Here is a 13,154-nt window from a genome sequence, read left to right as displayed (position 1 = left end):
GCGGGCGCGTGCACCTGTCACGCGTCACGCGGGATCAGGCATCGCGTGGTCGTGCGCACGGCGCACGCTACGCCGGCGGCTCATCGTCCACGCGCTGGCAATGCACCGCGCGCAGGTCGTCCAACTTGTAATCCGCGTAAGCGATCAGCATCCAGGAAACGTAGCGTGCGCCATGCGCACGTCACGCGGAATCGGGCATCACTCAGCCGTGCGCACGGCGCACGCTACGCCAGCGGTTCGTCCGACAGATAGGTGTAGCCGGTGAGGCCGGTCTCCAGCGCGTCGGACAGCAGCCTGGATTCGGCGGCAGGCAGGCCGGCCTCTTCCACGCGCTGCCGATACACCGCACGCAGGTCGTCCAGCCTGTAGCCCACGTAGTCGAGCATCACGTCGGTGGTATCGCCGCGACGCTGTTGGGTGATCAGGTAGCCGGCACCGGCGTCTGCGCTGACTTCCACCGCGTCGGTGTCGCCGAACAGGTTGTGGATGTCGCCGAGGATTTCCTGATAGGCACCCACCAGGAAGATGCCGAGGCGATAGCTCTCGCCGGGCTTCATCGCGTGCAGCGGAAGCGAGGAATCCAGCCCTTCGTTCTCGACATAGGTCTTGACCATGCCATCGGAATCGCAGGTCATGTCCGCGATGATGCCGCGGCGCGCCGGCGCTTCGTCCAACCGCTCGATGGGCACGATCGGAAACACCTGGTCTATCGCCCACACGTCCGGGATCGACTCGAACACGCTGAAGTTGACGAAGTACTTGTCGACCAGGCGCTCGTTGAGTTCGTCCAGCAGGTCGCGATGGCTGCGCTCGTCGCTGCTCAGGCGCGCACGCACGGCATGCGCGATGGCGTAGAACAGGTCATCGATACGCGCGCGGTGCACCAGGTCGATCTGGCCCAGTGCATACAGCGACAGACCTTCGCTATGGTGGTGCTGCGCTTCGTGGAACAACTCCACCGCCGGACGCGTGTCGAGCTCGCCGTGGATCTCGCGCAGGTGGCGGATCACCGACGGCTCGTCGTCGTGCGACGGCGGTACACGGCCTTCCGGCGCCTGTTCCACTTCCGACACGTTGACCACCAGCACCGCGTGGTGCGCGGTCATCGCACGGCCGCACTCGGTGACGATGCGGGGCGGCGTCAGGCCGTTCTGCTCGCAGGCTTCCGCGAGCGGCTGCACGATGTTGCTGGCGTACTGGCCGATGCCGTAGTTGATCGAGCAGTAGCTGCGCGAACGCGTGCCTTCGTAATCGATGCCCAGGCCGCCGCCGACGTCGACATGGCTGATGGTCGCGCCCAGCTTCGACAGCTCGACGAAGTACCGCGTCGCCTCGCGCATGCCGTTGGCGATGTCGCGCACGTTGCTGATCTGCGAGCCCATGTGGAAGTGCAGCAGGCCCAGCGTGTCCTGCAGGCCGGCTTCGCGCAGCTGCTTCCACAGGTCCAGCACCTGGCGTGGGGACAGGCCGAACTTGGCCTTGTCGCCGCCACTGTTCTGCCACTTGCCCGCACCCAGCGTGGCCAGGCGCATGCGCACGCCCAGGCCGGGCTTCACGCCCAGCGCGCGCGACTCCTCGATGACCAGCGCCAGTTCGGACGGCTTCTCGATGACGATGAAGGTCTGCAGCCCCAGCTTGCGGCCGATCAGCGCCAGGCGGATGTATTCGCGGTCCTTGTAGCCATTGCAGACGATCAGACCACCCGGACGCGACAGCGCCAGTACCGCCATCAACTCAGGCTTGCTGCCGGCCTCCAGGCCAAAGCCTTCGCCGGCATGCGAGGCCAGCGTGCCGGCGACGCCGCGATGCTGGTTGACCTTGATCGGATAGACCGCCGTGTAGCCGCCCTTGTACTCCCAGTCGGCCTGCGCCTGCGCGAACGCCGCCTGCAGCTTGCCCAGGCGGTCGCCGAGGATGTCGGGGAAGCGCACCAGCAGCGGCAGCTGCGCGCCCTGCGCGCGCGCGGCATCGACCACGTCTGGCAGCGGGATCACCGGACCCTGCGCACCCTTCGGCGACACCACGATGCGGCCGGCGGCGTCCACGTCGAAATACCCTTCGGCCCAGTGCGGGACGGAGTAGGTCTTGCGGGCGTGGTCGGTGGACCAGGACATGGCGTTTTCCAAGGTGAGGCGAGCGGACGCGCATTCTACAGGCTGCGGTCACATGGGTCCGTTACAATGCGCGCCGCGCTCAAGCCCCTCTCCCCTCGGGAGAGGGGTTGGGGTGAGGGTACGGTGAATCCATGATGGTTCGGACGCCGCTGCCTTCGCCGCACCCTCATCCGGCGCTTCGCGCCACCTTCTCCCGGAGGGAGAAGGGAACAACCTCCGCTTTCCGCTCGCAGGACACCACCCCATGACCGCCAACGACACCTGGTTCATCGAACACTTCTCGCACACCGGCTCCGCCATCGGCTTCCGCACCACCGGCAAGCTGGACGAGGTGCAGTCGCCGTTCCAGAAAATCGAGATCTACGACAGCACCGACTGGGGCAAGCTGATGGTGATCGACGGCGCGATGATGCTGACCACGCGCGACAACTTCTTCTACCACGAGATGATCAGCCATCCCGTGCTGTTCACCCACGCCGCACCCAAGCGCGTGGTGATTATCGGCGGCGGCGACTGCGGCACGCTGCGCGAGGTGCTGAAGCATCCGGGTGTGGAGAAGGCCACGCAGTGCGACATCGACGAACAGGTCACCCGCATGGCGGAAAAGTATTTCCCCGAGCTGTGCGAGTCGAACAACGACCCGCGCGCCGAGTTGCTGTTCGACGACGGCGTGGCCTACATGGCCAACTGCGAACCGGGCAGCGTCGACGTGGTCATCGTCGACTCGACCGACCCGGTAGGCCCGGCGGAAGGCCTGTTCAACAAGGCGTTCTTCGAGAGCTGCTTCCGTGCGCTGAAGCCGGACGGCCTGCTGGTGCAGCAGTCGGAGTCGCCGCTGGCGCTGCTGGACCTGATCAAGGACATGCGCGCGGAGATGGGCAAGGCCGGCTTCCAGTCGTTCAAGACGCTGCCGTTCCCGCAGCCGTGCTACCCGACCGGCTGGTGGAGCGTGACCATCGCCAGCAAGGCGGCCGGCGCCGATTTCGCGTTCCGCCACGCGGATGCGGCGGCCAAGCCGTTCGACACGCTGTACTACACCGCCCACCTGCACACGGGCGTGCTCGTCGCGCCGCCGTTCGTGGCGAAGGCGCTGGGCGAGTAACCCACGCCCACCTTGCGGCAACAACGAAAAAGCCCCGCGATGCGGGGCTTTTTCATGTCGTCGTCAGGCGTCGAACTCGCGCCAGCGCGGGATCCCATGCCTGCGCGCCTGATGCCGCAGGTACCAGGCCATGGTGAGGCCGAACAGCAGGCCCGCCAGCAGCGCCGTGGCAGCGCCGACCAGCACGGGCATGCCTTGCCTGCTCCACATCAGCAGCCACATGAAGAGGCCCCAGAACACGCCGAAAAACCCGCCCATCAGCGTCGCGTTGATGGCGAAACCGGCCATGTGCGGGGGTGGCAGCTTCAGGCCCATCTTCCACATCAGCCGGAACAACGGCGGCGCGTACGTGCTCCTGCCGAGCTTCCTGGACTCCAGCATCGCAAGCGCCCGCTGCAAACGCGTTTCGAAGGTTTCCATGGTCATCGCAGCCGTCCCCTACAGTGCATCCGCGTCGAGCTCACCCGTGCGGATCCGCACCACCCGCTCCAGGTCGTAGACGAACACCTTGCCGTCGCCGATCTTGCCGGTGCCGGCAGCCTTCACGATCGCTTCGACCACCTGCTCGGCCTGCTCGTCGGTCACCGCCACCTCCAGCTTCACCTTGGGCAGGAAATCGACCACGTACTCCGCGCCCCGGTAGAGCTCGGTGTGCCCCTTCTGGCGACCGAAGCCCTTCACTTCCGTGACCGTGATGCCGGCGATGCCGGTTTCCGCCAGCGCCTCGCGCACGTCGTCCAGCTTGAACGGCTTGATGATGGCCACGACCATTTTCATGCAGCTTGCTCCCGTGGATGCTGCACGCAGGATAGCGCGGCGCGACCGCATGCGGTTGCGGCGACCGGTCATGTCGCGGTTCAATGGCGGCCTCGCCGCCGGACTTTTCCGACAACGCTGCGCAGCGAACGCCGATGGCATGCCACCGGCATCGCCCACAAGCTCGGTGCACTGCCGGAGAACAGACATGATCGACCTCAACCACATCGACGACCTCGCCCGCCGCCTCAGCCAGCTGGTGCCGCCCGGCCTGCGCGATTCGCAGGAAGAACTGCAGCAGACCTTCAAGTCCGCGCTGCAGGCGGGGCTGGCGAAGCTGGACCTCGTCACGCGCGAGGAGTTCGACGTACAGCAGGCCGTGCTGCTGCGCACGCGCGAGAAGCTGGAAACACTGGAACGCACCGTGGCCGCGCTGGAAACCCAGCTGGCCGACAAGCCCGCGCAGTCCTGACCCCGCCGCCATGAGTCTGGCCCTGGTGAACAGCCGGGCACGGGCGGGCGTGTCCGCGCCACCCGTGCGCGTGGAAGTCCATCTGTCCGGCGGCCTGCCCTCCACGCAGATCGTCGGCCTGCCCGAAGCCGCGGTGCGCGAAGCGCGCGACCGCGTGCGCGCCGCCATCCTGTGCGCGCAGTTCGAGTTCCCGACACGCCGGATCACGGTGAACCTGGCACCGGCCGATCTGCCCAAGGACGGCGGCCGCTTCGACCTGCCCATCGCGCTGGGCATCCTCGCCGCCAGTGGCCAGATCCGCCGCGAGACGCTGGCCGACTATGAGTTTCTCGGCGAGTTGAGCCTCACCGGCGAACTGCGTGCCGTGGACGGCGTACTGCCGGCGGCATTGGCAGTCGCGGCCAGCGGGCGCACCCTGGTCGTGCCGGAGCCCAGCGGCGCCGAAGCGGCGCTCGCGCAACAGGGCCGGGCGATCACCGGGCGCACCCTGCTGGAAGTCTGCGCCATGCTTGAAGGACGCAAGACCCTGCCCACCGCCGAGGCGCCGCCCGCCCTTCCGCCCACGATCCCCGACATGGCGGACGTGCGCGGCCAGGCGCATGCGCGGCGGGCGCTGGAAGTCGCTGCGGCGGGCGGCCACCACCTGTTGCTGATCGGCTCGCCCGGGTGCGGCAAGACACTGCTGGCCTCGCGCCTGCCGGGCCTGTTGCCGGAGGCAAGCGACGTCGAAGCGATGGAGGCTGCGGCCATCGCTTCGGTCAGCGGGCGCGGACTTGACCCGGCCCGCTGGCGACAACGCCCGTATCGTGCACCCCACCACACCGCCAGCGCGGTAGCCCTGGTCGGCGGCGGCGCGCAACCGCGTCCCGGCGAGATCTCGCTGGCCCACCATGGCGTGCTGTTCCTCGACGAATTGCCCGAATGGAATCGCGCCGCACTGGAAGTGCTGCGCGAACCGCTGGAGTCCGGCACCGTCACCGTCTCGCGCGCGGCGCGGACGGCGGAATTCCCCGCGCGGTTCCAACTGGTCGCGGATAATTAATGTAGCTTTGGAAACGCGTACCTGATAGCAAAGCCGGAAAATTCCAGCTATTTGGCCCTCTTCACCATCAGGATCAGGGATGACAATGGGCAAGCGGCTGATTCGAATTGCTACCTGGCGCGGCAGGCATGGCCTGCGTGCGCCCGCCACCATTGAAATCGATGTTAGTAGGTGGCCGCGAAGGTCCATCGCTCATGAGGCACTCGTTACGGCACGGAGCCGAAGCTCTGTTGAACCGCTCTCTCACGCCATCCTTCACAAGATGAAGCGAGCGCTTCACTTCATTTCGGGCGACGGCGTCAACTTTCTGCAAGCACCAATCGGTGAAATCAGCCAGCAGCGCTTAATAGACTTCCTCGAAACCATGGACCGCTATTTCGCCGGCACTAGCCACGTCGAATCCACGAAGCATACGTACGCCACCGTAATCCGCGCGTTGCTTCAGTACGCGCCCGATCGCCTCTCCGACGGCGAAAGCGTAAGAGAGACATTGATTGAATTTGTCCCACGACAAAGGCGTCCCCGTAGACTTCGAATTGACAGAATCCCCGAAGAAATTGGTCACATTCGACACCTTGACCTCAAAGACCTAGAGAACAAAGCAAGCTCAGCACTCAAAACCAAACTGACCGCCATTGAGAACGCAGTCGAGCACGCCTTTGAGACCTATAACTTCGTCCGCGATTATCAACAATCAATACTACCCGACTCTATCGATGCAGTCGAAGAGACGAACCTCCGCAAGTGGATTTTTAACAACCGAAACTACGATTTTTTATTCCGCAAGATCGACAGGAGACCAACGCACCTCGCGGGCAACATCCTGCGGATACTGCATTCTTCCGAAATCGAATTTTCAAACAGCGGCTGGCCGCTCTTCAGGTTCCCCACCCACCGGCGCCTTAAGGGTGTACCCCAAGTGCGCGAATACATTTGTCACGACAGCGCCGCACCCTGGTTCTTCTCCAGCTTGCGATTACCGAATCCAGTACTTACAGCGATCTTTGTACAGCTTGCGGCCCACACAGCGTGGAACATCGCCTCGGTAGCCAACCTCACTGCCAGGGGCATAACGCTTGATGCAGACAAGAACGAATACCGCATTCAGTCATACAAGTCGAAATCGGACGACGATACACCTTTCATTGATGTACCGGCATCATCACGACTGACGCACAAAGCAATTACACTTCTTCTGTGGAACCAGAGCCAACTGAAGAGGCTAGGTCTCATAACGCCCAATGAAGAGCGCCTCTGGTTTGGATGGGGACACAATCAGCGCAAACCCCAAGATCCGGCAGACAAGTACAAGCTTCGTCGATTCTTTCAATCAGCCGGAGTAGAGAACTTTACGCTTGCTGAGCTGCGTCCGATAAAAGCGGCTCTCACATATCTCTCTCAAAAGGACATTGAGGCAGTTCGCGTACTGCTTGGACACACTCACCTCGCCGTTACAGATAGTTACCTTCGCGACTCGATCTTCTTCCGGCTCAATGAAGCCAACATACTTCGCTTTCAGCGCCAGATCGAGGCCACCATCATGTTCGTTGATGGCGGGGATGCAGCGTTAAGAAGAATCGGGCTCGATCAAGAAGACGTGGCCAATGCAAATCTTTGGAGCACTGGTGACGGCGGCACCTGTACAACGCCTATGGGGTCACACCCCTCCTCTCGCAACAAAGAGCCACAGCCTTGCGCCGGAGTGCTTTGCCAATATGAGGGAGGCTGTCCGTCCTACAAGCTCTACGTCAGCCCCACTTCAATTGAGATCGCACTAAGGACCGTTGAGTTCTACCGCGCCCGGTGGACTGACCTCTATCATCGCAACTCGGAGATGTTCTGCAAAGTTCATCTGCCCCGACTTCTTTACATCCGAGTACTCCTTGATGTCATACATGATCGGCGCCCCGACTTGCTCATGGAAGCAACGAGTCGACTCTCATGACACGCACTCATCGCACCACCATTGAGCGAGTTGAACTCGCAGCGTTGCAATCCCCTTACATTCCGTCTACTCGGGAGATCTACTGGGCGGACCCAGATCTCGTCTTCAGCGATGGTCGTTGCTCGCAGAAGATTGACCTCCGAGCATTCTTTCTACCGCCAACCCCAGCGCACCCGAAAGTCTCAACGCTCGCTGACCACGAATGCCACCTGCATACGCTCATCGCTTTAGTTGATCGATTAGCGAAGAAGTCCAGGTTGAACTCTCCAAATCGCATGCTTGTGGGCAGTCGCGCCATCGCCTTCCGGCACTTTGTGGATTGGTGCAGATCACACGGGATCTACAGACTGACCGACTTCGACTCAGATGCCGCAAGCAAACTTGCTCGTGCGTACGCAGCCGGAGGCTGGCCCGGCGCACTTCATGTAGAGGAAAGGTAATCCCCCCATTTTTAGCAGTCGCCAAAAGTGGAGCTATGCGGCCATCGCCAGCCTCATGGCTGGTGTGATGCCGCCGAGCGCCATGTTCGGGCGCTCATGGTTGTAAGTCCATAGCCAGCGCGTGGCCTTGTCCTGCACCTGCTCGATGGTGTCGAACAGGGTACGGGCCAGCCAGGCGTAGCGGACCGTGCGGTTGTAACGTTCAACGTAGGCGTTCTGCTGTGGCTTGCCCGGCTGGATGTGCTCGATCCGGATGCCGTTGCGTTCCGCCCACGCCAGCAGTGCCCCGCTGATGTATTCAGGTCCGTTATCGCAGCGAATGACACGCGGCTTGCCACGCCATTCGATGATCTGTTCCAACGATCGGATCACCCGGGCAGAGGGCAGCGACAAGTCCACCTCGATGGCCAGCCCCTCGCGATTGAAGTCGTCCAGGACGTTGAACAACCGGAAGCTGCGGCCATCGGCCAGCTGGTCGTGCATGAAGTCCATCGACCAGATCTGGTTGATCGACTCCGGCACGGCCAGCGCCTCGGGCCTCTCGCGCACAAGTCGCTTCCTTGGCTTGATCCGCAGATTCAATTCCAACTCCCGGTAGATGCGGTACACCCGCTTGTGGTTCCAGCCCAGGCCCTTCACGTTGCGCAGGTACAGGAAGCAAAGACCGAAGCCCCAGTCGCGATACGTCGTCGTCAATCGCACCAGCCAGTCCGCGATCCGGGCGTTCTCGTCCGAAGCCTTGGCCTGGTACCGGTAGCAGGTCTGACTCACCTCGAATGTCCGGCAGGCGTGCTGGATGTTCGTGCGTCCGCCTTCGACCGTTGTTCGGGCCATCTCCCGGCGTTGAGATGGCCTCACCATTTTTTTGACAGCGCCTCCTTCAGCAGGTCGGCGCTGAGCTGGGCGTCGGCGTACATCTTCTTCAGGCGCCGGTTCTCTTCCTCCAGCTCCTTCATCCGCGCGACCATGGACACCTCCATGCCGCCGAACTTGCTGCGCCACTTGTAGAACGTCGCCGAGCTGATGCCGTGCTCGCGGCACAGCTCAGGCACGGGCGTACCGCCTTCGGCCTGCTTGAGCACGGCAATGATCTGGCTGTCGGTGAATCGGGACTTCTTCATGGAACCTCCTCGGGAAAGCGTACGAGAAAATTCCACTTCTGGTGTCAGCTAATCCGCGGGGGGATTACCGAAAGATGGCACTCAGCGATCGATAGCGTCGTCTTGTCGTCCTTCGATCCCAGCCAAGCGTTCCACTTCTGCAAGCGAGCAGGGGGCATGAACTTTTTGGAATCAATACGCGCACCATTCTGGATACAACGCATTGGCTGGGGAGGACGCCTTCCCGTATCCAAGGCCATACGGGAGCGGCTCGAGCACATTGCAGGCGCGCCCATTGGGCCTACTTGGCTTGAACGTCGAGACTCAGAGGTCTCCGCTCCAACAGAGTTCTCATTGCGAAACACACTGAGTCACATCAATGACTACTGCAGCCTGCCGAAGTCCGTCGACCGACCCCTTGTACGAATCTCACAGTCTCCGAACATCGATGCTCGCCGCCTCGCTTCTACGCCTTCGGAAAGAACTCCGAACCTAAGCATCGAACACGCAGCTAGTCTAATTGGAAAAGCCATTAGAGTTCTTTACGAGCTTGCACCTGCACTGATAGAACTGCTCGCAGATGCGGCCGAAGCATGTGCAGGGAGGGCTAGTGATGAACCATTGCAGGGCGAGTGGCTTTCCCAACAGAAATCAACAATTCTGTTGGAGGCAATCCTGGGAAAGCCGCTACAGCGCTGGGTCGCCAGTGGTGTATATGGGAAGACTGACGAGAGCTGGACAGTCGATCAAGTTATTGGAATCGTTCAAGGCGGATGCGCGATCATCATAGCCGCAATGAACGCGCGGCGTAGTCGTGAGGTTTGCGATCCTATACTGGGAATTCGCGTTGGCGATTTGCTTGTTGTGGATGAGGCACTCTCTGTTTTCCGTGCGAACTTCTATATTGAGAAGACCTATTGCGCTCGACATGAGTTCTATGTCAACCGCACTACGGCGGATGCCTTCAGATGCCTGCAATCCATCAAGAACGTGTTGGCATCAACGACCGACGGAGAGCAAACCAATAGCCTGTTCGCGTGCGGCAGGCGTTCACCAGCGCGCCGAAACAAGAATGAGCATCACTTCTCATTCATCGTTGAGTCCTCCAAGACGCGCTCACTCGCAACCTTCCTTGCATTCGCTTACGGCGACAATCAAAGCCCTCACATCACTTCTCACATGTTTCGCCGCTTTTTTGCGATTCTCTACTACCATCAATACGATCAACCTGACCTTCGAGCATTGAAGCAGCACTTGCGCCATCTAGACGTAGCCATGACACGCGTGTACGTCACAGACAACTCCGCACGACCTCTCGCCGAGCGGATAAGGAGAAAGCTTGGCGGTGATCGCCTATCCATTGCCACAAGCTCTATGAAAGCGTCACTGGACGGCACTTTTGAAGACCTGCAGAGTATCGTCAGCGCGGTTGGAAGAGAGAAATTTCGGCTGACGGTAGAAGCAATAGTCTCGGGCAAGCCCTGCTCGGGGGGCTTTGGCCGTCTTGTGCGCTCTATGTATCGGCGGCTAGCGCTTTCAGCGACATTTGTAGCCGATGAGGCGAGCGAAGACATAGTCAAGCGGCTGGAGCACGGCGGCTATTCGATTCATCCAATGGAGCACGGCCAATGTCATTCCCCGGCGCACACCAGATCGCTCCGAGGAAAATGCGGCACAGGCAGATCGCCCGCCAGAGAGCATGCGTCATCGGTTTTGTGTAGCAGTTGTCCTTTCCATTACAGTGACGACAACTATTTTCCCAACATTCTTGCGGAACTTGCTCGTATGGAATCGGATGCGGCATCCAAGCTGCTTCCGGGGATGATGCACGCGCGCGCCGAGCATGATCTCAACAATCTCCGTGCGCTTGTTGCGATGCTGGAAAAGAATATGGGTGGATCAAAGTAGAGTGGCCAATTTGGAGATTAGGAAGAATGGTCAGCAGAACTCATCGATCAGTTGTTGCAAGGGACGCCGCGCAGAGGTCGATTGACAACAAGCTTATGATTCTTAAGGCGTGGGCGGAGAATGGCATTCCGACGTCCAGAGACTCCGACGGCCGTGAGCTTCTTGACCATCATGATCTCAAAGTTCTCGAGTTTTTCCCGACTAGCGTTAGACAATTCAAGTTGTGGGATGGATCTCAGAACTCGCCGTCGATCGTCGAGTCATTGCCTAAGTTCACTTCTACAGGCAATGACACTCTCTCCAAACGGCCTCAAAGCGTGGAACTTGTACTCAAAGCGCTAGCTGCGATTAGGGCGCGCGCAGAGGTTCAAAGGCTCTCTGGCCGTCCCGCTCGCCTTCGAGAACTTGAAGCAAGAATTCGGGCGCTGGAGTCGACACTAAAGACTCGGATTACTGAGATAAGAGAGCAACAGCGCGCTGTTCGCCAGCTTGTCCTTGAGCGCGATTCGCTGAGCACAAAGCTTGAGCGAGAGCGTAATGAGTTTGAACGTGTCTTTAGTTCCTTGTCCGAGCAACTTCACCTAGAGAAGGCTCGGTGCGCTGAGCTAACTGCCGCACTTTCGAAGGTGGCTCCGCTAGTTTCCGCGCGCAGTCCGTCCATCGGGAGCTAGCCGCCTGGAATTAGACAGAGAGACCCTTCGTGAAAATTGTCGATTCCCGCCAGCTGCCCAGTCTTGCCAAGGATGCCGACACCCGCGGCCGCGTCTATTGGCACCTCTTTGACGGATCGGGACGGTCTGTGTGGCATTTTCTAGACTTCATTATATTCAGTGTGGACGTAGCGCAGCTGAGCGCTAAGACGGTTGAAGGGCGTGCTTACGCGATCTTCAAGTACTACGAGTACTTGGAATGTAACCACATAGAGTTTTGGAAGTCGTCCGATCATGTACTCAAGTCTTACCGGGATTTCAGGGTTGGCGTTTTTGGCAAGAACTCAAGCGGCGATGAAAGAGCTCGACTAAGGTCTGTCAATCTCGAACTGCGCACTCTGTATATCTTCTTCGCTTGGCTGCAAAAGGATGTGCACTATGGACAATGCCGATCGCTGATCGGCGCACATGGGTACCCGATTACCAGCAGTCTCCTGCTAGACCGCTCTGGCCTAAAGCGATCACGTAGGCTAGGTCATGCCACCAGGTACCCCCTCTGCTTTCGGAACGCCGGGGAGGCCAGCAAGCATCGAATGGCGTTTGTTCCATCGAACAAGCATCGATCTGAGCTGGCGTCTTACTTTTACTCGATGCTTGATGAACCCACAGCACGGCGTAACTGTCTAATTTTCGAGCTCGCATGGAATGTAGGGTGGCGACGCGGATCAATCATGAGCCTTACAGTCGAGGACTTTGCGCAGGCGACAGACGATATGGAAGAGTTGTGGGTGAGGCCGCGCGAGCAAAAGTTTGGCTACAGCAATTCATTTTCCGTTCCGCAGCGTACGGCGGTGCAAGTTCTAGAGTTCATCGGAACAACTCGCCGTTCCTTCGTAAAGGATGGCGTGGAGCATGGTTCAGCACTCTTTTTAAGCAAGAAGACGGGCAGGCCTTTGTCGCCACATTCAGCATCGGCCATCTTCTGCAGGGCTGCGCGCGCCCTTGGTTGGCCGAGAGGCTCTGGCCTGCACTCTTGGCGACGTGGGTACACGAATGAGTTTATTGCTCGCGAGATTGATGCGAGACTTGAGCTTGGGCTCGACACTGGCGGCGATTCGATTGCGTTGTCTCTAGCAGCCGCCCTCGGCCATGCGAATGTCACGAGTCAAGCAGCATATATAAGAGACTCTCAGCGGCGAGTAACTTCGAGTCGCGCGTCGGCTGCGGCCGATGAGATTTCACGGCTTCACACCGAGAACCTCGAGCTAAGGCTTGAGGTGGAGCGACTGCGAAACAGATCTGATTGAGGTATCGCCGCGGCTAGCAGAGCAAGCAGAGAGGTAGGCCGAAACGAGAAGCTTAGGCCGTAGCCGCTGGGAGTTGTTGTAGCGTAGTTGAGTAACTGCCAGACGTTGCGCCTTGCATGTTTTTGCGACCGCTAAACCTGCAGGGGTGTCAACTTCATAGAGCCGGCCGCAATTGCCGTGGACAGAATGTGGTAGCTGTCCCGATCAAAGTCGCCGGCCTTTCCACTGATTCGACGGGCCTCACGAAGGTTTCCAGCCGTTGCCAAGTACGTCCACCGATCGATCACGTGGAGCTTGCGGAATGACCCGTCGCGCTCC

General features: G+C 60.3%; 8 protein-coding genes and 1 pseudogene. 5 read left to right on the top strand and 4 right to left on the bottom strand.

Annotation, left to right across the window (positions count from 1 at the left end; genetic code table 11):
* Window positions 1–224: 224 nt before the first annotated feature.
* Window positions 225–2,114, bottom strand: a complete 1,890-nt coding sequence (gene speA / locus OY559_RS01875) for an arginine decarboxylase (RefSeq protein WP_277728458.1) — start codon at window positions 2,112–2,114, stop codon at window positions 225–227.
* Between the two features lie 244 nt (window positions 2,115–2,358).
* On the opposite strand from speA, the gene speE reads away from it, so the two are divergent.
* Window positions 2,359–3,216 carry a polyamine aminopropyltransferase gene (gene speE / locus OY559_RS01870; RefSeq protein WP_277728457.1) on the top strand — a complete coding sequence of 286 codons (858 nt, stop codon included), beginning with the start codon at window positions 2,359–2,361 and terminating at the stop codon, window positions 3,214–3,216.
* Window positions 3,217–3,279: 63 nt separating this feature from the next.
* Here the strand turns inward: speE and OY559_RS01865 are convergent, their stop codons facing one another.
* Both OY559_RS01865 and OY559_RS01860 read right to left on the bottom strand, forming a co-directional pair.
* Window positions 3,280–3,642 carry a DUF6404 family protein gene (locus tag OY559_RS01865; protein WP_277728456.1) on the bottom strand — a complete coding sequence of 121 codons (363 nt, stop codon included), beginning with the start codon at window positions 3,640–3,642 and terminating at the stop codon, window positions 3,280–3,282.
* Between the two features lie 12 nt (window positions 3,643–3,654).
* Window positions 3,655–3,993, bottom strand: a complete 339-nt coding sequence (locus OY559_RS01860) for a P-II family nitrogen regulator (protein ID WP_277728455.1) — start codon at window positions 3,991–3,993, stop codon at window positions 3,655–3,657.
* 187 nt (window positions 3,994–4,180) lie between these two features.
* Here OY559_RS01860 and OY559_RS01855 point away from each other — a divergent pair, with 187 nt between their 5' ends.
* From OY559_RS01855 to OY559_RS01845, 3 genes and pseudogenes are all read left to right on the top strand, one after another.
* Window positions 4,181–4,444: a ubiquinone biosynthesis accessory factor UbiK gene (locus OY559_RS01855; RefSeq protein WP_142123142.1), complete on the top strand. Its 264-nt coding sequence runs from the start codon at window positions 4,181–4,183 to the stop codon at window positions 4,442–4,444.
* A 10-nt stretch (window positions 4,445–4,454) separates the two neighbouring features.
* Window positions 4,455–5,477, top strand: a pseudogene (locus tag OY559_RS01850) (YifB family Mg chelatase-like AAA ATPase); the annotation flags it as partial.
* An 88-nt stretch (window positions 5,478–5,565) separates the two neighbouring features.
* Window positions 5,566–7,431, top strand: coding sequence for a hypothetical protein (locus OY559_RS01845; RefSeq protein ID WP_277728454.1), 1,866 nt, complete (start codon window positions 5,566–5,568; stop codon window positions 7,429–7,431).
* A gap of 473 nt (window positions 7,432–7,904) precedes the next feature.
* On the opposite strand, the gene OY559_RS01840 is transcribed toward OY559_RS01845, so the two are convergent.
* Window positions 7,905–8,992 (bottom strand): IS3 family transposase gene (locus tag OY559_RS01840; protein WP_277727764.1). Its coding sequence is split into 2 segments (ribosomal slippage): window positions 7,905–8,740 and window positions 8,740–8,992, totalling 1,089 coding nucleotides; the frame shifts between segments, so codons are not numbered across the junction.
* 642 nt (window positions 8,993–9,634) lie between these two features.
* On the opposite strand from OY559_RS01840, the gene OY559_RS01835 reads away from it, so the two are divergent.
* Window positions 9,635–10,879 (top strand): tyrosine-type recombinase/integrase, encoded by a 1,245-nt coding sequence (locus OY559_RS01835; protein ID WP_277728453.1) that lies wholly within the window; start codon window positions 9,635–9,637, stop codon window positions 10,877–10,879.
* Window positions 10,880–13,154 lie beyond the last annotated feature (2,275 nt).

The sequence above is a fragment of the Pseudoxanthomonas sp. SE1 genome (assembly GCF_029542205.1).
GTDB lineage: Bacteria > Pseudomonadota > Gammaproteobacteria > Xanthomonadales > Xanthomonadaceae > Pseudoxanthomonas_A.
This window is presented reverse-complemented; position numbering and strand designations above follow the sequence as displayed.